The organism is Pseudomonas sp. BO3-4 (assembly GCF_034044115.1).
GTDB lineage: Bacteria > Pseudomonadota > Gammaproteobacteria > Pseudomonadales > Pseudomonadaceae > Aquipseudomonas > Aquipseudomonas alloputida.
Genome location: NZ_CP139018.1, coordinates 2,892,639 through 2,912,365, shown reverse-complemented (window position 1 = coordinate 2,912,365; position 19,727 = coordinate 2,892,639). Strand labels below are relative to the sequence as shown.

The window sequence follows — 19,727 nt, the reverse complement described above, 5'->3', positions numbered from 1 at the left end:
CCATGTCCGACGCCCCTGCCACCCTGCCTGACGGCACGCTGACCTTTCTTCCTGAGCGCCTCAACCGTGACCCGGCCGTTCTTCGTGGGCTCACCAACGACGAGATGTGGGTCGCGCTGATCATCGGCGCAGGGCTAGGTGTGATTCTCGGCGCGCCGCTGGCCGTGGCCACCGTCTCCATCGCGACCCTCCCCACCTGCATGTTCATCTGCATGGCGCTGGTGCTGCTCGGTGGCGGCAAGCTACTGCGCCGAGCCAAGCGCGCCCGCCCCGAAACCTGGCTTTATCGGCGCCTGCAATGGCATCTGGCAGTGCACTGGAGTGTCGGCACTCACCAGTTGATCCTGCACTCGGGGCCTTGGACAGTGCGCCGCACGCGTCGACATGCGAGGGCGACGCCATGAGCCGCTTTCGCAACAAGGTGGATGCGCAGCAGGCGCATATCTTCAGTCTGCGTCTGGCCGTTTCGATCCTGGCACTGCTGTCCTGCGGGCTTTGGTACGGCTGGCAGTCCGCGCCTTCCGAGCTGACCATTCACGTGCCGCCCGATCTGCGCTCTGGCAGTACGCGCAAGTGGTGGGATGTACCCCCGGAAAACATCTACGCCTTCGCGCTGTACATCTTCGGCCAGCTCAACCGCTGGCCCACCGACGGCGAGGTCGACTACCACCGCGCCATCTTTGCCCTTCAACCCTACCTGACCCCGGCGTGCAAGACCTTCTTCGACGGAGACTTCGAGTACCGCAAGGCCGCCGGCGAACTGCGCGGTCGGGTGCGCGGCGTATACGAGGTGCTGGGCCGCGGCTACAGCGACGACCCCGACCTGCGGGTGAAGCAGCTGGATAGGCACAGCTGGCTGGTGAAGCTCGACCTCAACGCCGACGAGTACTACGCCGCTGAGCCGGTGAAGCGCGTGGTGGTGCGCTATCCGCTACGGGTGGTGCGCTTCGACGTCGATCCCGAGCACAACAAGTGGGGCTTGGCCCTGGACTGCTACGAAGGCACGCCGCAGAAGCTGACGCTGCCAGGAGGTGCGGGATGATGCGAGTCTTGATCATGATGCTGGCGGTAGCCGCAGGCTGGTGTTCTGCAGTCGGTGCGGTCGAGGTCAAATACTGGGATCGCCTGCCGCTGGCCGTTCCACTCACGGTGGGCCAAGAGCGCATCCTGATGCTGGATGAGGATGTTCGCGTGGGGGTACCGGGCACGATCGCCGGCAAGCTGCGTGTGCAGTCCGTCGGCGGCACCGTGTATCTGCGCGCCGCGGAAGCCCTTCCCCCTACCCGGCTGCAACTGCAGTCGGTGAAGTCAGGCGACATCATCCTGATCGACATCGAAGCGCTTGAGGGCAGTGAGGCCCTGGAGCCGGTCAAGATCGTGGCCCAGGCTTCGGCACCGGACGTGGAAGCGGCGAAAGATGCAGCACCTGCCGCGACGCCGGTACCGGTGGTGCTCACCCGCTATGCGGCGCAGAACCTCTATGCGCCCCTGCGCACCGTGGGACCGCTGCCCGGTGTGCGACGGGTGCCGCTGAGCGACGCCGTTGCGTTCAGTTCGTTGCTGCCCACCGAGCGGGTCTCGATCAAGGCACTCGCCGCCTGGCGGCTGGGCGACTACTGGGTGACCGCGGTGAAGATCGTGAACCGTGGCCCCGGCAAGATCACGCTTGACCCGCGTCACCTGCAGGCCACGCTGTACGCCGCAACCTTCCAGCACGCGGACCTCGGCCTTGCCGGTACGCCTGAAGACACCACCGTGGCCTATCTCGTCACCCGCGGCGGCGACCTGAGGCATGCGCTGCTGTTGCCCCCGCCAAAGCCGGAGGCTGACGCTCATGAAAGCTAACGGCCTGCTGAAATGGTTGGTGCCTGCGGTCCTGCTGGGCATCGTGCTGATCATCATCAAGTCCTGGGTGACCGCCCCGGATGGCCAGCCAACTCACGATCCGGAGAATGCCACGCTCAGCGCGGAACAGGCCAAAGCCTTGGGCATCGCCGGCGACACCCCGCGCGACACCGTGGCCACGCTGATCGGCCAGGTAAAAGCGATGCGCAGCGAAATGCAGACGTTGAAGAAAGGCAACGATACGCTGCAGACCGAAAACAACCGGCTGCGCACGCGCGAAGGAAACACCGACACGCGCATCCAGAGCACGCTGAGCAGCGTCACCCAACAGGTCACCGAGCAGCGCCAGCAGGCCAACGATGCTCGGCAGAAAGCTGAGCAGCAACACCGCGAGACCCAGGGACTGCTCTCCAGGCTCAAGGACCAGCTCACCGGCAAGCCAGCCGCGAAGTCAGATGTTCCCGCAGGCTTCGGTCTTGAACAAGGCGACGAGCAGCAATTGGCAGGGGCTCAAGCGCCGGCAGATGCGGTGCAGTGGATCGAACCGTCGAATGCACGCGCTGGGCAAGAGGATACCGACAAAGCTGATGGTCCCCTGTCGTCGTTGACCTCTAAGTTCAAGGACCTGCACGCCCTGGATAACAACGCCATTGATCGTGGCCAGGACCGCCTGCGTGCCGTCGCCAAAGGCGAGCGTGATCTGGAGAACGCCCAGGACCGTACCGAAGGTGCCCGTCCCGTCTACACCATCCCCGAGAATTCGACGCTGATGGGCTCGATCGCCATGACCGCGCTCATTGGCCGGGTGCCGGTGGACGGCACAGTGAACGATCCCTATCCGTTCAAGGTGCTGGTGGGGCCAGACAACCTCACTGCCAACGGCATCGACCTGCCGGACGTGGTCGGCGCGGTCATGAGCGGGACTGCCGCCGGTGACTGGACGTTGTCCTGCGTGCGCGGCCAGGTCGAGTCGATCACCTTCGTCTTCAGCGACGGTACCGTCCGCACGGTGCCGCAGCCGCAGAAGGTCGTCAGCCGCAATCGCAGTAGTAATCAAACCTCGGACACCGAGAAGATCCGCGGCGGCCTGGGCTACATCTCCGACCCGTACGGCATTCCGTGCATTTCCGGCGAGCGCCGCTCCAACGCCCAGCAGTACCTGGGCAGCCAGAGCCTGATCACCGCAGCCGGCGCCGGCTTTGCCGCGGCCTTGGGCAGCGAGCAGACCAACACCTCATTCATCAATTCGGCCAGCGGCAGCCTGGGCCTGTCCCAGAACAGCGGCAACAGCGCGCTCAACTCAGTGATCAGCGGGGGCATTGGCGACATTCGTGAGTGGATCAACAAGCTCTACGGTGAAGCCTTCGCCGCCATCTACGTGCCACCCGGGGCCAAGGTGGCTTTGCACCTGGACCACGAAATCAGCATCGACTACGAACCTAAAGGCCGGAGAGTGAACCATGAAAGCCCATCCGTCTCGGTACTGGATCTGGATTAGCCTGCTGCTCGGCCTGCACCTGGCCGGCTGCTCCACCAGCAAGGAAGAAATGCTGCCCCACGGCGATCACACCATGCTGGATATCTGGAACGGCGGTGGCTCGGTCGGTACGCAGCAACAGCTGTTGGAGGCGCGTGGCGAACTGCGTCGCCCGGTGCAGGACCCCGAGCGCCTGATCAACGCCCAGAGCGCCTACACTCGCACCGCCGCGAACGAGATCCGTGCCCAGTTCCCACGCCTGCCCAATCCAGACCTGGTCATGTACGTCTACCCGCATCTGGCAGGTACCCAACAAACGCCGGTGCCTGGCTACTCGACCGTGTTCCCGTTGTACGAGAAGGTCCAGTACGCCCTGCCCGGCGAGCGCCTGGACGATCTGTGATGGCTGATGACGCGAGTCGCGATCCGTCCCGCTGGAAGCCCTGGCGCGCGGCACAGCGCCGGCGCGCCACCCTGGCCGACGAAACCGCCCAGTACGCGCACAACCCCAGCTTCACCGACCACCTGCCCTGGGTCGAGTATCTGGAAGAGGGACAGTGCTTTCTGCTTGATGACAACCGTTCTGTGGGTGCCGTATTCGAGCTGCAACCGATCGGCACGGAGGGTCGCGAGCCCGAATGGTTGATGGCCGCACGCGACGCCCTGGAAGATGCGCTGCAGGACAGCTTCGACGAGCTCGATCAGGCGCCCTGGGTGGTGCAGTTCTTCTGCCAGGACGACAGTGATTTTGCCCCGTACCTTGAACGCCTGGAGCGCTACATCGCGCCGCGCGCGCGAGGTAGGCCGTTCACCGAGGCCTTCCTCGCCTCGATGCGCCGCCATCTTGAAGCCGTCGGCAAACCGGGTGGGCTGTTCGACGACCATGTGGTGTCTCACCTTCCGTGGCGCGGTAGCAATCGGCGTATTCGCCTGGTGGTCTACCGCTGGCTCGGGGAGCAGGCTGACGAGGATGGGCAGAGCCCGGTCCAGCTGTTGAACCGCACCTGCGACCGCTTGGTGGCCTCGCTGCAGGCCTGCGGGGTCAGCCCTCGGCGGCTGACCGGGCGCGACTTTTACGCCTGGTTGTTGCCTTGGTTCAACCCGGCACCAGCCCTCACTGGCGAATCCCCCGCCGCGTTCTATCGACGTGTGCCCTACCCGGAAGTGGATGACGGTGAGGAGCTGCCGCTGCCGTTCGACCACGATTTCGCCGAGCGGCTGTTCTTTCAGGAACCACGCTCAAATAGCGAGCAAGGTCTGTGGTACTTCGATCAGCAACCGCACGCCGTGATGGTGGTCGACAAGCTGCGCAGGCCGCCGCATATCGGCCAGCTGACCGGTGAAACGCGCAAAGGCGAAGCGTTGAACGCCTTGTTCGATCAGTTGCCCGAGCAGTCGGTCATGAGCCTGACCTTGGTGATCACGCCCCAGGATGTGCTCGAGGAGCAGCTCAATCGCCTGGCGCGCAAAGCCATCGGCGAGAACCTCGCCTCGACCCAGACCCGCCAGGACGTGGAGGAGGCCCGCGCGCTGATTGGCCGCCAACACAAACTGTACCGCGGCACGTTGGCGCTGTACCTGCGCGGTGCCGATGAGCAGCAGCTGCGCCAACGTTCGGTCCAGGCAGCTAACGTCCTGCTCGGCGCCGGCCTGCAGCCGGTGCGCGAGGGCGATGAAGTGGCCGCGTGCAACAGCTATCTGCGCTGGTTGCCGATGGTCTACAACCCGGCGCGGGACACACGCAACTGGTACACCCGGCTGCTGTTTGCTCAGCACGTCGCCAATCTGCTGCCCCTCTGGGGGCGCAGCATCGGTACCGGCAACCCGGGTATTACCTTCTTCAACCGCGGTGGTGCGCCGCTGTCATTCGACCCGCTGTCGCGCTTCGACCGCTCCATGAACGGCCACCTGCTGCTATTTGGCCCTACCGGCGCCGGCAAGTCGGCCACCCTGGTTTCAATCCTGATGCAGGTCATGGCCGTGTACCGACCGCGGCTGTTCATCGTCGAAGCGGGCAACTCCTTTGGCCTGCAGGGCGACTACTTCGCCACGCTCGGGCTAACCGTCAACAAGGTTCAGCTCAAACCAGGCAGCGATGTGAGCCTGGCGCCGTTCGCCCATGCCCGGCGCCTGATAGAGCATCCGGACCAGGTCGCCAGTCTGTCAACCGAAGAACTGGATGAGGCCGCGCCGGACAGTGGCGAGCAGCGCGATGTACTGGGCGAGCTGGAGATCACCGCGCGGCTGATGATCACCGGCGGCGAAGCCAAGGAAGAGGCGCGCCTGACTCGCGCAGACCGCAGTCTGATCCGCGAGTGCATCCTCGACGCCGCCCGGCACTGCGCGACGACTGAGCAGCAGGTGCTGACCCGCCATGTCCGCGATGCCCTGCGTAAGGTCGCCAGCGACACCCACCTGCCTGACAAACGCCGCGAGCGTGCGCAGGAGATGGCCGAGTCGATCGACCTGTTCTGCCAGGGCTTTGAAGGTGCCTTGTTCGACCGCGCCGGCACACCCTGGCCGGAGAGCGACGTGACGATCGTCGACCTCGCCACGTACGCCCGTGAGGGTTACGAGGCGCAGATGTCGATCAGCTACATCAGCCTGATGAACACCGTGAACAACATTGCCGAGCGCGACCAGTACCTCGGCCGCCCGATCATCATGGTCACCGACGAAGGCCACATCATCACCAAGAACCCGCTGCTGGCCCCCTTTGTGGTCAAGGGCACGAAGATGTGGCGCAAGCTCGGCGCCTGGTTCTGGCTGGCAACGCAGAACATGGCCGACTTGCCCGATGCCGCGCAGACCATGCTCAACATGATTGAGTGGTGGATCTGCTTGAACATGCCGCCAGCGGAAATCGAGGAGATCGCCCGCTTCAAGAAACTCACGCCGGCGCAGAAGGTACTGCTGCTCTCCGCGAGCAAGGCCTCGGGCAAGTACACCGAGGGCGTGGTCCTGTCGAAGAACCTGGAGACGCTGTTCCGCGCAGTGCCGCCGAGCCTGTACCTCGCTTTGGCCATGACCGAGCCCGAGGAGAAAGCCCAGCGCTGGCGATTGATGGAAGAGCACCAGCAGCCTGAGCTGGAAGCCGCCCTGCAGGTCGCGGCGGAGATTGATCGCCTGCGTGGCATGTCATAATTACTTCCGCACCACCAGTAAGATGATGGCCTGCGCCATGCATCTGAGTGCGAGTTCCACGCGCTGATATGAGCGCCCTCCTACCTTAATGCTGACTGCCACCTCCACTCTCCCCAGGCCGTCCCGAGCCAATCTTCCTAATCCTCGAGCAATGCCCACTCCCTGCCTGCGTCCGCAAGCTCGAGCATCTCCGTCAAATCCTCATCGCTGATCTCCTGCCGCCGATGGGCGGCATACGCCATCTCGTTCAGCACCAACGCACGGCCGTACGGATCAGCTTGAAGTTCCGTCTGATCATTCAGTTCGGCCAGCCACGCCGCAGGAAGGTTCAGCATTTGACCGTCCACAACTGATCGATCCTGGTCGTAAAGGATTGGCTCATCATTTCCCTTCTCATCCCCCACTCTGGCGCCACCGGTACACTACCGGCGCGCATCGTTCCCCTTCCCCAGCGCTCGTTGATGTCGTCCATCACCTGCATCAACCGGTCACATGCAACTGACTGCTTGAGCGCAAACAAATCCTCTGAAAACTCGCCGGGCTGCCGCAGATCCATCAGCAGGACCTCTGCTTTGCTGTACCGGAACCCTTGCCGAAAGACCCGCGCGACTGCGTCGGTGGCCAATCTGGTCATCAATAGCGTGTCGCAGGTTGGGTACGGCAGCTCCACCAGAGCGCCCTGGGCGTGGTGGGCCTCGTCCGGATTGAACATCCCCGTGCGGATGCTCACGCGCATGCGCTTGCATACCGAACCTTGGGAGCGGAGCTTCTCCGCCGCTCGCCCGACGTAGGTGGCCACGGCTTGCTTAATTGGCGCCAGCTCGGTTAGCCGCTTGCCAAACATCCGGCTGCAGCAGATCTCTTGTTTAGGCGGTTCGACCTCATCAAGTTCAAGGCAGGGCGTGCCGGCCAGCTCGCGGGCAGTCTTTTCCACCACGACGCTGAACTTCTGCCGAAGTGTCCAAGCGTCGGCCTTGGCCAAGTCCATGGCCGTCCGGATGCCCATCGCCTCGAGGTGAGCCGTCATCCGCCGGCCAATGCCCCACACCTCTTTCACCTCGGTATTGCGCAGCACCCAATCGCGCTTGAACGGAACAGTGATGTCCACCACTCCGCCGGTCTGCGCCTGGAGGCGTTTAGCCGTATGGTTAGCCAGCTTGGCGAGCGTCTTTGTGCTGGCGATACCTACACCGACCGGGATGCCCGTGCACTGGAAAATTCTCGATCGAACCTTGCGCCCGAACTCGGTTAGGTTTTCAGGAATGCCGGAGAGGTCAGCGAAGCATTCATCGATGCTATAGACCTCAGTCGCCGGCACCATTGATTCGATCAGCGTCATAACCCGTTCGCTCATGTCGCCGTACAAGGCGTAGTTGCTGCTGAACGCCACGACGCCATGCCGACTGAGCTTGTCCTTCGCCTGAAAATAAGGCTCCCCCATCTTCACGTAGGGCTTAGCGTCGTAAGACCTGGCGATCACACAGCCGTCGTTGTTGCTCAGTACGACAATCGGCGTTTTGGCCAGATCCGGCCGGAACACGCGCTCACAGCTTGCGTAAAAGCTGTTGCAATCAATGAGCGCGAACACCGGGTCACTGCGCATGATCACGGACGCTGTACCGGACCACACCCCAAACGACCAGGTCGTCACCTTCCATGATGTAGCGTGGGGGATACGCTGTGTTTTCCGACTTGAGGATTACCACCCCGTCACGACGGTGAAGCCGTTTGCATACCGGTTCGCTGTTGACGGCCGCAATGACGATATCGCCGTGCTCCGCTTCTCGCCCCCGGTCTACGATGACGATATCCCCGGAATAGATACCGGCGCCCTGCATGCTATCGCCCTCCACTTTCACCAGATACACATGCGGCGCGCGGAGGTCGAATAGCTCATCGAGGGAAATATGGCTTTCCAGGTGATCCGCTGCAGGCGACGGGAAGCCGGCAGGGACGTGAAACGAATACAGGGGTAAGGGTTCAGTGCCGCCGGTGGGCACGCCCAAGAATGTGATGGTCATGATGGAAGGTCCAATGCAAACTGTATGCATATACAGTAGATATGGCATTGGGTGCCCGGTCAATCCTGGGCGGTGAAAATTCTGACAAGCGAGAGGCGGGTTATGTGCGGACGGTACTCGATGTATGAGTCGATGGATCACTACCTGCGCCAGCTATCGCTGGACCTGGTGGTGATCAATGGATATGACCACGAGCCACTCAGCCGCTTCAACGTGGCGCCTTCGACGCGTGTCGAAATCATTCGCCAGATCGGAGAAGGCCTGAGTGTGGAACGCGTCAAATGGGGATGGTCGCCATTTTGGGCGAAGGGGAAGCGTCCCGACCCGATCAATGCTCGAGCAGAAACGGTGATGACGGGGAGGTTTTTCAAGGGGTTGTGGCCAGACGGCAGAGCGCTAGCCCCTGCAAATGGCTGGTTCGAGTGGATCCCGGACCCAGCAGACCCCAAGCGAAAGCAGCCGTACTACATCACGAGCGCCGACGGCGGCCCGCTTTTCTTCGGCGCACTTGCGCAGGTGCACCAGGGAATCGAACCGGACGACCGCGATGGATTCGTGGTTATCACTGCAGCTGCAGATCAAGGCTTGGTCGACATCCACGACAGAAAACCTCTGGTGCTTGCACCTGATGTGGCAAGGGAATGGTTGGACCCAGGCACATCGCCCGAACGCGCTGCGGCGATCATAGAGACGGGATGCCGCCCGGCAGAGAATTTTCGATGGTACCCGGTCGGCAAGGCTGTCGGTAACGTGCGCAATCAAGGGCCAGAGCTGATTGAGCCGGTTAGTGAGCAGGACCGCCACGGCCGCCAAGGCGACCTAGAGCTTTGAGTTGGTATTCATTTACAGCCTGATACTGCGACTCGGCGATCTGGCGGAGCCGTTCGACCTCAAGGGGCGGTTCGCCAGCGGCCAGGGCCTCGTGATAGTTCTTCAGCGCTTCTGCCGCATCGGTATACATTGGATGGTCTGGATACAGAATCGGCGGTCTATTCCCCATCACAAAGCATCCTCAGTTTTGGCTGTTCAATGAACGGTATGGACGGCTTGGCCTGACTTGATCAGCTGAAAGTCCACAGCTGCATGATAGAGGGTATCAGCCAATAATCGCTGCCGGACAACTTCCTCCTCAGATGCCGGGCCTACCTCAGCGGCGCGGAACTCTCGCCAAACGTCAACTGCCTGCGGGGTGAGCGCTCCACCGGCGTCTAGCATCCCCAAAGAGTGCGCTCGTCCATACCCTGCTCCTATTACTAACGCCAAACGACCACCTCGGCCCCATCGCGCACAACATTCGATAGCGCGACACATGAGTACATTTGTACTCCTGCCATACTGCCTTATCAGCCCCCTTTAGCCGGCTACCTCCTAAAACGATCGTCCTGGCCGCAGTTTGTCCGCCCACCAACTGCCTCGGATACGGGATGCTGAAACTTGGCGCATGGATGCACACCGCTGCCACCTGCCGAGCGTTGCCCATGAACGTCACCGTCTTCACTCGAAGCAAAGCGCCGAAATCCAGAAAGGCTCGCCGTGGCCGTGCCTTCACCGCCACTGCTCTGCTGGTGGCCGCCGAGCAGTGCCTAGCATTGACCACTCCTACCGTCATCGCCTCCGTCACTTCGCTGCAGTGCCTGGAGTACCGGGTCGTCGGCATCTGCTATTGGCTGCTGTGCACACCGTTCGGCTGCACGGTGCGAACCTCACCGAAGATCCGTCACTTCATTCCCGAGCTGGTGGTATCGAGCTATGCCGACACCGGCGCCAATCCCTGGAGCGAGATGTCGGCGCTGTCGACGCCGACGCCGGCGTCACAAGGGGGGGGCAACCTGATTACGCCTTCGCCGCAGCGCGATAACCTGCCCAGGTTCAAGAATGTCGACGGCATTGGCCATCCCGGCGGTGCAGCCCTCACAGCTCTCGCGCATACATTAGGTTATGCGTGCCCAAGCGGAGCCGTACCGTTTGCGCCCTACTACCTCAGCACGCTCGACCCGTTGGCGTGGCGCCAGGCGATCCCCGAGTCCGTCTACCCACAGGCACTGGTCCCGGGGATGCGCGAGATCGGCAACCAGGCACTCGGAGACATGTGGGGCAGCGTGTATCCGCGACACGGCTTTCTGGTGCAGCCCGATGATTTCAAGGCGGCTGCCGTGATGGCCCAGCGCGCCAGCGACTTCATTACCCGTGTCGGCCAGCCGCACGTTTATCTACCGCTGCAGCCGATGCCGGCTCCCGGCTACTGGCCGCCGCAGCCGGTGATGGAGAACAACGTCAACAACCACCGCTGGCAGTTGCTGGTCCCGGTAATCCAGAACACCTGCGCCATCTTCCCCAGCCCAACGATCCAGAGCGCCGACGGCGCCTATGCCTGGTCGCTGTGGCGGCCCTACCGCTGCTGCCAGCGCATGGGTCAGACGTTTCTGTTCAGCATTGACTTTGATGGAGGCCAGTGATGAAAAACCTCGCGCTCGGGTTGGTGTGCTTCCTTGTGTCTACCGCAGGCCATGCCGCAGAGAACGGCTACCACCTCGGTGACCAAGCCCAGGTCCTGGATGACCGCGTGATGTACACCATCGGCGGCGGCTCCGCGGCAGGAGCGCCCTCCTCGCTTTACCGTCCAAACGGCCTCGGCGTCGGCATGTCCTGGCGGGCCAACATGATGTGCGGAAACATGAACCTCTCGAACACCCTGCAGAACCAGCTCAATGGTGCCACCCAGGGCTTCCAGCAGATCATGGGCAACGTCATCCAGAACGCCACACAAGCGGTGATGTCGCTGCCGGCGATGATCATCCAGCGCGCCAACCCTGGGCTGTATGAGCTGCTGAGTAATGGCGTGCTGCAGGGACGCATCGACTTCGATCGTTCCAAGCTCACCTGCCAGGCGATGGCGGCAAAAATGGCCGACAAGGTCGACCAGGCCGGATGGGGTGCGCTGGCCCAGAACCAGGAGATGCAGCACAACCTTGAGCAGTCCGGCGGCGATGCCGTAATGGCGGTGAAGGATACCGAGTCGAACAACGGCAACAACGGCGTCAGCTGGGTCGGTGGGCAGAAAGCCGGGGGTAATGGACAGCAACCCATCCGGGTGACTTCGGATGTGGTAAAGGCCGGCTACAACCTGCTGCACAACCGATCCGTCGAGGACACCTCGGCCGTTGGTTCGGGCTGCCAGAATGGCGCCATCTGCCAAGCCTGGTCGAGCCCCGAGGAGGCCTCGGAATGGGCGACACGGGTGCTCGGTGAAACTGAGGTGGAGACCTGTGACGACTGCGAGACGCTGCGTGTAACCGCCGGTACGGGCCTGTCGCCGCTGATCCAGGAAACCTACACGGAACACCTGGAAGGCCTGCAGCACATGGTCTCGCGCGCCGACCAGCCTACCCCAGAGAACCTCAGCAAGGTCTCCAGCCCCTTGTTGCAGGTCTCCCGCGGCGTCATCGAGGGGCTGCGCGATGACCCCGACCAGAACTTGCTGGCCCGGCGCCTGGCCAGTGAGACCGCGCTGTCCAGCGTGATCTACAAGGCGATGCTGCTACAGCGCACGCTGTTCGCCGGCAGCCACGAACCGAACGTGGCATCGGCGCAGCCCGCCACTACCGCCCTCAACAGCAACGTCGAAACCCTGGAACGGGAGATCCGCTTGCTGCAAACCGAGCTGCAGGTACGCCAGTCGCTGGCCACTAATACCGCCAGCCTGGTCCTCGATCGCCACGCCGGTGGTGCCGACGCCTCGCGCAGCATCGATCAGCGCGACCCGATGCCGGACCGACTGCGCCGGGCTGAACAGGAGAGGAGCACGCCATGATCACGTCATCTATGAGATCACTGATCGTCCACATGCTGCTGATCATCGGCGCCATGCTGATCATGTTGCTGATTGCCTGGATGGCACTACAACTGCCCGCCGCCCAACTGGATTGGCTCGCACCAACCCGGGCAACTGCCGCCTACTTCGCGTGGTGGCGCGCCCTGCTGTACACCCTGATCTTCACCGGTTGGGCCGCAGCGTTGCGTATGCGAGCTACGCCTGTGGACCAGCAACGGCTAAAGCGTCTGGGGTTGATCGGCTTCAGTTCGATCATCCTGGTCGAGCTGTCTCGCCTGTGAGGTGCAGCCATGAACATGAGCACCAACAGCTACCTTGAGTACTACCTGTCGCTGCTGGCCTGGATCATCAACAACGGCATCTGGAATACGCTGGTGGATACCGGGCTGTTCGCCGCTCCCTTCGGTGCGGTCATCCTGCAGGAATGGCTGTCGGCCCGCCAACAGGGTGCTGACGAAGGCAACAAGGGCCTACTGTCGATCCCTCGCGTCGAGAACCGGCTGTGGATGAGCTACGTGGTCATTATGTTCGGCTGCATGCCGTTCTTCCCGCTGAACCTGTCCTCCGTGACGTTTGACGATGCCGCGAGCCAGCGCTGTGGGGTCACAATGGCCAGGCCCGCCGACACGGCCTGGGCCACGACTTTCAACACCATCGGCGAGAAGTCAGCGAACGTGCCGGTGTGGTGGTTCCTAGTGCATGCCATGAGCAAAGGCATCACCGCCGCTGCCACCGCGGCGATTCCCTGCGCGCCCGACATCCGGGCGATGCGCATGGAGATCGATAGTTCGCGGATCAACGACCAGGTGCTGCTACAGGAAGTCGCCGACTTCACCCGGGACTGCTACGGTTTTTCGCGCTCGCGGCTGTTCACCAATCGCCCCGAGCTGGACGAGTCGCAGAGCTACGACGCGTCCTGGATTGGCTCGACTTACCTACTCAACACACCGGGCTACTACGATACCGATCGCTCGCGAATGCCCAGAGTCGATTGGCCGTACGACGAGACCCGGGACACCTCTCTGCCTCAGCTCGACAGCGGCGCCGGCTACCCCACCTGCAAACAGTGGTGGAGCGACGGCACGATCGGACTGCGCGACCGCTTGGTGGCCGCTGTTGATCCTTCATTGCTATCGCAGCTGCGGGGCTGGCTCACCGGGCGCACCTCTACGGAGGTCGAAGACGCCACCTTGCGCGAGCTGGTGAGCCCACGGCAGCAATCATTGAGCATGGCACCTGGGCAGGTGTTCCAGGACTATGGCAGTAGCGCGAGGGGCGGATCGCTGACGCAAGGGCTAAACAACCTGGCCACCAATACCGGTTTGGCCCTAGGCTCGTTCAGTAACTTCCCGGCGATGAATGCGCTGCGCGCGGCCTTGCCGATGATCCAAGCCTTTCTGATCATGGGCACGATCATCAGTCTGCCACTGGTGCTGCTGATCAGCACCTACCAGCTCAAGGCGCTCATGACGATCACATTCGCGCTGTTCACCCTGCACATGCTCACCTTCTGGTGGGAGCTCGCACGCTGGATCGACTCAAGCATGCTGGAAACGCTGTACAATCAGGTATCGGTCTCAGACCAGGCGCTGTTGTCGTTGCCGACAGCAGGCTTCATGGACGGAACGGTCACCGCGCAGGTGATCGAGTACGTCATGGGCGCAATGTTTGTTTTGCTACCCATGATCTTTATCGGTGCAATGAGTTGGGCGGGATACAACGTGGGAAGTGCTATCCAGACCCTTCTTACTCGTGGAACAGAGGCCGCTCAGACACAAGCAGGAAGAGGCTCATCACAGCTAATGACAGGTGTCCAGAAACTCAAATAAGACTCTACTTGAGCGACCCGTACTCGTCATACAGCTCTGGATACTTGTGTTGATGTTGAGGGTGACTGACCTGATGCACGCCAGGTTCCTCATCATCGGACGTCGTAATGGGCAGTGCCGCCATAGCCCAGAGAGCGACCATTCCGATCGCAAGGAAAAGTGCAACTGACGCAACCGCAAGGACGAGGAGCAACTTGATAACCTGCAAGCCAAATCGCCGATACTCGCAAGGTACTGAAACCAATATGCGAGACTGCAGCACTTTCGTTTCGAGTCGTTGCATCATTCGACCAGCACCAACCGCAGTGCGAATGAGAAACCTGCCGAGACCGGTCCGGCCGGAATTGGCAGAAGCTGGAGTCGACATTTGATTACCTCCCTTACCCATCACCGCGCTTGCGGCCAAACCACTATCGTTAATTTGGATCCAAGCTTTAGCTTACTCCTCTGTCGCTGAATTCCATGACCGTTGATCACTTGGACAAACTGGATTATCGCCGGTGGTGCTCATTGGATAGGGAACATTGCCTCCACTGAAAAGCGCCATTGACGCAATATCGGTTCGCTTGGTAAACCACTTGTGCAATCGCTGGTTTTTCCGGCATCCCAGGTAGCCATAACCTTTGAGGCTACGTCACGCATGTGATGGTTACCCCGAAATGCGATTCGCGTTCGGCAGCTCGCATGGTCACCGTTCCCCGGTGATGAACGCTCTTTAATCCCCCAGGTTCACTGAACCTGCGTCTTCGTTGCACCCTACTCACATCCATTCCAGTGCTGGGAACTCTCCCACACGGGTGGCGTTCCTCCGCACCCTCTGGAGGATCTCATCATGCTGCGTTTCACAGGCACTGAACTTCACGCCGTGTTAGCCGAGGCCGGTATCAATGGTTGCAGACTGATACTGGTCAAGGACCACGGTGTTTACCTCATGTCCGAGATCGGCGAAAGCAAACCGGACGGTGGCGGCCGCAAACGCGTGGCCTATGCCACTGGCTGCAACCCCAACGTCGACGACTTCGACACCTGGTGGAATCGGGCCCACGAAGAATTCGGCGGCGATGATTTTGCCGAGTACTTCGACATCGATGATCCTGTCCTCGCCAGCCTTCGCGGCACTGCAGGATCGTTGGTGGTAGAGGCCACCTCCACCCACCTGTACCTCGCCGCCGAGGTTGATCCCGCAGGCAAATCTTGAACGCAGAGGCGAGTTCCACGCGGACCCAGGGCGGCACCTTAACCGGGCCTCTCTGGGCGCCCTTCGCATCATTCTTCAGTCGGTTGAAGATCACCGTTTGTCAGGAACACAAGGTCGGATGTCTTCGCTGGAACACCCTGGATAGAGAGCTCCATTGGAGGCACGGCCGGAAATTGACCTCACGTCCAAACGCGGTTTAATACATGGACACCCTGCTCAATGTCTTGTTCGGATTGAGCCAATCCATGCACAAACCTCACATGAGGTGGCGCGGGATCAGTTACGCGGAGGTCCCAATGTCCAGGATGAAGCACTTTTCCGATGCGGTGGTACTGAGCCCAGGCGTTTGGCAGCAGTTCATTGAACCTGCCACAGGGGAGGAACCGATTGGACAGTCAGGCCTGCGCCTGGCAGACCTGCTCAACAGCGTGCTGACTTCAGCACCGCGTGCTTCACACTGCCCCATCGAGCTGCAACTCGACCGCTTGCAGCACAACGGCACTTCAGTATCTGCTCACCTGCCGCAGTTTCAGCTGGCTCGCATCACGCCACACAGGGGCCCGGCTTTTCTGCTCATCCGGCTACCCGGTGAGATCGTAGTAGATATCGCAGCCCTCTAACCCTGTAGCACCGCTACTGCCTGACTACCCCACCGGGAACCCTTCCCGGCTGGGCAGCGTTCCCCCTACACGCCAGGAGAACGCCATGTCAGATGTCTATCTGGATGTCACCAACAAGATCGTCAGCGCCTTGAGCCAAGGCGTGATTCCCTGGATCAAACCCTGGACCACCACCGGTTCCAGTGCTGACTCCCCTTTTCCCATCAACGCCATCACCCGGCGGCCCTACGCCGGGATCAACATTCCACTGCTGTGGGCCGAGGCGCGCCTGCGAGGTTTCACCCAGGATCGCTGGCTGACCTTCAACCAGGCACGCAAAGCTGGTGGCCATGTACGCAAGGGGGAGCAATCCACCCTCGCGGTGCTGTACAAACCGATGAGCAAGGAGGCGCACGACGAGGACGGTCAGGTCGTTCGCGATGACCAGGGCAATATCAAGATGGTGCAATTCGCCCTCTTGCGCACGCACTGCCTGTTCAACATCGAGCAGACCGAAGGTCTGCCTGACGAGGAGCCAGGCCTCACTGAACACACCGAGCCGCTCGCATTTATCGACCATGCCCCAGCCGAGCAGTTGCTGCTAGCCAGTGGCGCACAGATCGAACATTGCTACGGCGACAGCGCATTCTATCAACCCCTGCGTGATCGCATCCAGCTGCCAACCAAGGCCCAGTTCGAAGACGTCGGCAGCTACTATGCGACGGCCCTGCATGAGCTGACTCACTGGTCGGGTCATCGATCGCGCCTGAACCGCGATGGCATCACCGGCGGGCACGCGTTTGGCTCCGCAGCCTATGCCTTCGAGGAACTGGTTGCAGAGATGGGGGCAGCGTTTCTCTGCGCGCTGACCGCCACCCAGGGAGAGTTACGCCACGAGGAGTACCTGGCCTCCTGGCTGAAGATCCTCAAGGAAGACAAGCGTGCGATCTTCCGCGCCAGTGGCCAGGCCCGTGAGGCCTCGGAGTTCCTGCTGGCACTGCAGGCCGAGCGCACCACAGAAGCGCCGGAGCGACTCACGGCGTAATTTCCATCAACTAGCAAAAAGGCCCCGATTTGGGGCCTTTGTTTTTCGGCAGCGCCGTGTATCGGCCGTTGCAAATGCGCAGTCGATTACTGCAGCCAGCTCTCGACGGTATCCGAGCCGTGTTCCTGCTTCCACTGCTTGAGGATCTTGTGATTGCCACCCTTGGTTTCCACGACCTCGCCGCTGTGCGGGTTCTTGTAGCGCTTGACCTCGCGTGGCTTGCGCTGAGCGCCACTCGACGCGCTTGCGGCGCTCACGCTTACGCCTTTGGACGGATCCAGAATGGTGATCACCTGACGCAGGCTCATGCCGTATTCTTCCAGCAAAGCCTTCAGCTTCTGTTCAAACTCAATTTCCTGCTTCAGGCCAGAATCGTTTTTCATCGCATCCAGCTGTTGAAGTTGCGCGGCCAGTTGCGCTTCCAGTGCTTTAAATTCGGCAAGTTTGGACATGAGAAATCTTTCCTAGGTATGAGACACGTGAAGGCATACTAACTGAGACACACTCAATATCCGAGTACTAATTCCCAATCTAAGAGTCACTTCAAGCTTATCAATTGCAAAACTCTGTGACAGATCAGTCAGCCAAGTTCTGGCAGAGATGCGCCACCACTTCGCGAGGCGCCGCGCTGTTGCCAACCTTGAACAAGATGTCGCGCTGGCTGCGCGGCAACTTTTTCGCACAGCGCTTGGCAGCAGACCGAATGGCAGCATCAGTGCCATGAATCCGGTCCGCCAGCAGCACGATCAATACAGCATCACTCAGCGTCATCAGCGCCACAGCTCAGAAAAATGATGCTGGGCAGTCTACCCCCACTCTAAAGTGGTCGGCCACGCCGATCGGCCGGCTAACCCGACGCGCCAGACTTCGGATTATCGCACTCGCGAAAAAGGCCAAGGCGGTAAAGGGTAATGGTGTCAATGGAAGGGGGCGCAAGGGTAAGAGGCTTATCCGAAAAGGCAAAAGGACCTTTTGAACGCAAGACAGGTACTGCGATGAAACGCTGGTGGTTCAAACCGCAAAAAGGCCTTCCCGAAGAGTCCACCCCCGCCGCCGTGGGCTTTCATCAACCACTGTCGGCGGAATCACTGCTCGCTGCCAGCCATCGAAAAAAGCTGCTTGCTCGCATCTGGCAGTACACGGCCCTCTCCCCGCCACAGTTCGAACAACTCTACCTCGAACCGATTCGTCGCTACGCCACCTATGTACAGCAACTACCGGCCAGTGAGAGCCATCACCATGCCTACCCAGGTGGCATGCTCGACCACGGCTTGGAGCTGGTGGCATGCAGCCTGAAGTTGCGCCAGTCCTACCTGCTCCCCGGTGGTGCCGCTCCGGAAGACCAGGCTGCGCAGGCTGATGCCTGGAGCGCCGCCATTGCCTATGGCGCCCTGCTCCATGACGTGGGTAAAATCGCCGTCGATCTCCAGGTGGAGTACCAGAATGGTGACCGCTGGCACCCCTGGCACGGCCCTTTGAATCAGCCCTACCGCTTCCGCTACGTCCCCGACCGGGATTACCAACTGCACGGTGCCGCCGCTGGGCTGCTGTATACGCAGATCTTGACGCCCACGCTGCTTGACTGGCTCAGCAGCTACCCAGAATTGTGGAGACAATTGCTGTCCTTGCTGGCCGACCACTACGAGCAGGCCGGCACACTCGGGGAGTTGGTGCTGCAAGCAGACCGGGTATCCACGGCACAGAACATTGGGGCCAACCCCACCAAAGCACTGCAGGCACCTAAACATTCGCTGCAGCATCACCTGCTCATGGGGCTACGCCACCTGGTCAAAAACGAGTTCAAGCTCAACCAGCCCGGTGCTGCCGGCTGGCTCACTGTTGACCACCTGTGGTTGGTCAGCAAAACCGCGACCGACAGGCTGCGTGCCTACCTGTTGGCCCAATCGGTGGACGGTATTCCCTCCTCCAACATCGCCATGTTCGATGAACTGCAATCACATGGATTGGTGGATGAGACAGATAAAGGGAAAGCGGTGTGGAGCGCCGCCGTCACAGACGGGGACTGGCAGCATCGCTTTACCTTTCTCCGCCTGAAACCGAGCCTGATTTGGGCCGATGAACCTCGGCCAGACTGCTTCAACGGAACGATTGAGTCGATGATGGGCGATTCCCTGCCACCTCATGAAGCCCGCGAGTCAGCCCCAGATCGGCCGCACGTAGCCCCGAAACCAAAACAGCACGACCCCGAGCTTTTGAATCAGGATTTCGACTACCTCGACGATTTGATGGAAATGTTGCAAGTGCCAGGCGAGCTCGAAACTGGATCAAGCACGGGAAGCCTGCAATCAACCGCTGCGCCACCTCAGAATTCCGTGGGCCTTGCCTTTCTCGAGTGGCTGCGCGACGGAATCCACACACATCGCTTACTGGTCAACGACAGCAAAGCAAAGGTCCACACCGTGGATGGCACTTTTTTCCTGGTCACTCCGGGCATTTTCCAGCGTTACGCAGCCGAGCATCTAGAGCAGCCTGACGGCGCGGCTCAGAAAGAACCTTGGCGACGTATTCAACGCGAATTTGAAAAGCTGGATGCTCATCTGAGAAAGCCCAATAGCCAGAACATTTGGACTTGCACTGTACGAGGCCCGCGGAAAACCACATCCCTTAATGGCTACATCCTGCAAAATGTCAATCTCGTTGGTCTGACGCCACCTCCAGACAACCCCTTCCTAAAGTTACAGTTTTGAAGATTGAGAGCGTGGCTAGGGCAAACCTA

General features: G+C 61.0%; 22 protein-coding genes. 15 read left to right on the top strand and 7 right to left on the bottom strand.

Annotated features, from left to right (window positions below; all coding sequences use genetic code 11):
• Nucleotides 1–2: 2 nt before the first annotated feature.
• Genes REH59_RS13595 through REH59_RS13570 form a run of 6 tightly spaced genes read left to right on the top strand, consistent with a single transcriptional unit; the run spans nt 3 to nt 6,466 of the window.
• The gene (locus REH59_RS13595; RefSeq protein ID WP_012052660.1) at nt 3–404 is read left to right on the top strand and encodes a TIGR03750 family conjugal transfer protein; all 402 of its coding nucleotides are present in this window, start codon (nt 3–5) and stop codon (nt 402–404) included.
• Nucleotides 401–1,042 (top strand): PFL_4703 family integrating conjugative element protein, encoded by a 642-nt coding sequence (locus REH59_RS13590; RefSeq protein WP_012052661.1) that lies wholly within the window; start codon nt 401–403, stop codon nt 1,040–1,042. The genes REH59_RS13595 and REH59_RS13590 overlap by 4 nt, the downstream gene beginning before the upstream one ends.
• On the top strand, nt 1,039–1,845 hold the full coding sequence (locus tag REH59_RS13585) for a TIGR03749 family integrating conjugative element protein (protein ID WP_012052662.1): 807 nt from the start codon (nt 1,039–1,041) through the stop codon (nt 1,843–1,845). The genes REH59_RS13590 and REH59_RS13585 overlap by 4 nt, the downstream gene beginning before the upstream one ends.
• Nucleotides 1,835–3,343, top strand: a complete 1,509-nt coding sequence (locus tag REH59_RS13580) for a TIGR03752 family integrating conjugative element protein (protein WP_012052663.1) — start codon at nt 1,835–1,837, stop codon at nt 3,341–3,343. Before REH59_RS13585 ends, REH59_RS13580 begins: the two co-directional genes overlap by 11 nt.
• The gene (locus REH59_RS13575; protein WP_012052664.1) at nt 3,306–3,725 is read left to right on the top strand and encodes a TIGR03751 family conjugal transfer lipoprotein; all 420 of its coding nucleotides are present in this window, start codon (nt 3,306–3,308) and stop codon (nt 3,723–3,725) included. Before REH59_RS13580 ends, REH59_RS13575 begins: the two co-directional genes overlap by 38 nt.
• Nucleotides 3,725–6,466 carry a conjugative transfer ATPase gene (locus tag REH59_RS13570; RefSeq protein WP_012052665.1) on the top strand — a complete coding sequence of 914 codons (2,742 nt, stop codon included), beginning with the start codon at nt 3,725–3,727 and terminating at the stop codon, nt 6,464–6,466. The genes REH59_RS13575 and REH59_RS13570 overlap by 1 nt, the downstream gene beginning before the upstream one ends.
• Before the next feature lie 137 nt (nt 6,467–6,603).
• Here REH59_RS13570 and REH59_RS13565 read toward each other — a convergent pair whose 3' ends face one another.
• Genes REH59_RS13565 through REH59_RS13555 form a run of 3 tightly spaced genes read right to left on the bottom strand, consistent with a single transcriptional unit; the run spans nt 6,604 to nt 8,487 of the window.
• Nucleotides 6,604–6,801 carry a hypothetical protein gene (locus REH59_RS13565; protein ID WP_014861272.1) on the bottom strand — a complete coding sequence of 66 codons (198 nt, stop codon included), beginning with the start codon at nt 6,799–6,801 and terminating at the stop codon, nt 6,604–6,606.
• The gene (locus REH59_RS13560) at nt 6,795–8,069 is read right to left on the bottom strand and encodes a Y-family DNA polymerase (RefSeq protein ID WP_012052667.1); all 1,275 of its coding nucleotides are present in this window, start codon (nt 8,067–8,069) and stop codon (nt 6,795–6,797) included. The genes REH59_RS13565 and REH59_RS13560 overlap by 7 nt, the downstream gene beginning before the upstream one ends.
• Nucleotides 8,059–8,487, bottom strand: a complete 429-nt coding sequence (locus tag REH59_RS13555) for a LexA family protein (protein WP_014861271.1) — start codon at nt 8,485–8,487, stop codon at nt 8,059–8,061. Before REH59_RS13555 ends, REH59_RS13560 begins: the two co-directional genes overlap by 11 nt.
• A 102-nt stretch (nt 8,488–8,589) precedes the next feature.
• On the opposite strand from REH59_RS13555, the gene REH59_RS13550 reads away from it, so the two are divergent.
• Entirely contained in the window at nt 8,590–9,318 is a 729-nt protein-coding gene (locus REH59_RS13550) for an SOS response-associated peptidase family protein (protein WP_012052669.1), read from the top strand.
• Here REH59_RS13550 and REH59_RS13545 read toward each other — a convergent pair.
• The gene (locus tag REH59_RS13545; RefSeq protein WP_024086918.1) at nt 9,272–9,487 is read right to left on the bottom strand and encodes a hypothetical protein; all 216 of its coding nucleotides are present in this window, start codon (nt 9,485–9,487) and stop codon (nt 9,272–9,274) included. The two genes, REH59_RS13550 and REH59_RS13545, sit on opposite strands and share 47 nt — an antisense overlap.
• 478 nt (nt 9,488–9,965) lie before the next feature.
• Between REH59_RS13545 and REH59_RS13540 the strand changes: the two genes are divergently transcribed.
• The 4 genes from REH59_RS13540 to REH59_RS13525 are packed head-to-tail and all read left to right on the top strand — an operon-like array spanning nt 9,966 to nt 14,148.
• A complete protein-coding gene (locus REH59_RS13540) occupies nt 9,966–10,943 on the top strand; it encodes a TIGR03756 family integrating conjugative element protein (RefSeq protein ID WP_024086916.1) in 978 nt (325 codons plus the stop codon).
• The gene (locus REH59_RS13535) at nt 10,943–12,298 is read left to right on the top strand and encodes an integrating conjugative element protein (protein WP_012052671.1); all 1,356 of its coding nucleotides are present in this window, start codon (nt 10,943–10,945) and stop codon (nt 12,296–12,298) included. The genes REH59_RS13540 and REH59_RS13535 overlap by 1 nt, the downstream gene beginning before the upstream one ends.
• Entirely contained in the window at nt 12,295–12,600 is a 306-nt protein-coding gene (locus tag REH59_RS13530; protein ID WP_012052672.1) for a hypothetical protein, read from the top strand. The genes REH59_RS13535 and REH59_RS13530 overlap by 4 nt, the downstream gene beginning before the upstream one ends.
• 9 nt (nt 12,601–12,609) lie before the next feature.
• Nucleotides 12,610–14,148 (top strand): conjugal transfer protein TraG N-terminal domain-containing protein, encoded by a 1,539-nt coding sequence (locus REH59_RS13525; RefSeq protein ID WP_012052673.1) that lies wholly within the window; start codon nt 12,610–12,612, stop codon nt 14,146–14,148.
• Nucleotides 14,149–14,152: 4 nt separating this feature from the next.
• Here the strand turns inward: REH59_RS13525 and REH59_RS13520 are convergent, their stop codons facing one another.
• A complete protein-coding gene (locus REH59_RS13520) occupies nt 14,153–14,515 on the bottom strand; it encodes a hypothetical protein (protein WP_041168446.1) in 363 nt (120 codons plus the stop codon).
• A 465-nt stretch (nt 14,516–14,980) separates the two neighbouring features.
• Between REH59_RS13520 and REH59_RS13515 the strand changes: the two genes are divergently transcribed.
• The 3 genes from REH59_RS13515 to REH59_RS13505 all read left to right on the top strand — a co-directional run bounded on the left by REH59_RS13515 (nt 14,981) and on the right by REH59_RS13505 (nt 16,990).
• On the top strand, nt 14,981–15,346 hold the full coding sequence (locus tag REH59_RS13515; RefSeq protein ID WP_012052674.1) for a DUF3085 domain-containing protein: 366 nt from the start codon (nt 14,981–14,983) through the stop codon (nt 15,344–15,346).
• A gap of 203 nt (nt 15,347–15,549) precedes the next feature.
• Nucleotides 15,550–15,966 (top strand): hypothetical protein, encoded by a 417-nt coding sequence (locus REH59_RS13510; protein ID WP_012052675.1) that lies wholly within the window; start codon nt 15,550–15,552, stop codon nt 15,964–15,966.
• An 85-nt stretch (nt 15,967–16,051) separates the two neighbouring features.
• A complete protein-coding gene (locus tag REH59_RS13505) occupies nt 16,052–16,990 on the top strand; it encodes an ArdC family protein (protein ID WP_012052676.1) in 939 nt (312 codons plus the stop codon).
• An 86-nt stretch (nt 16,991–17,076) separates the two neighbouring features.
• On the opposite strand, the gene REH59_RS13500 is transcribed toward REH59_RS13505, so the two are convergent.
• Nucleotides 17,077–17,442, bottom strand: a complete 366-nt coding sequence (locus REH59_RS13500; RefSeq protein ID WP_004575622.1) for a histone-like nucleoid-structuring protein, MvaT/MvaU family — start codon at nt 17,440–17,442, stop codon at nt 17,077–17,079.
• Between the two features lie 124 nt (nt 17,443–17,566).
• Nucleotides 17,567–17,761 carry a hypothetical protein gene (locus tag REH59_RS13495; RefSeq protein ID WP_024086914.1) on the bottom strand — a complete coding sequence of 65 codons (195 nt, stop codon included), beginning with the start codon at nt 17,759–17,761 and terminating at the stop codon, nt 17,567–17,569.
• 224 nt (nt 17,762–17,985) lie between these two features.
• Here REH59_RS13495 and mobH point away from each other — a divergent pair, with 224 nt between their 5' ends.
• On the top strand, nt 17,986–19,698 hold the full coding sequence (mobH, locus tag REH59_RS13490) for a MobH family relaxase (protein ID WP_014861265.1): 1,713 nt from the start codon (nt 17,986–17,988) through the stop codon (nt 19,696–19,698).
• The last annotated feature ends 29 nt before the right edge of the window (nt 19,699–19,727 follow it).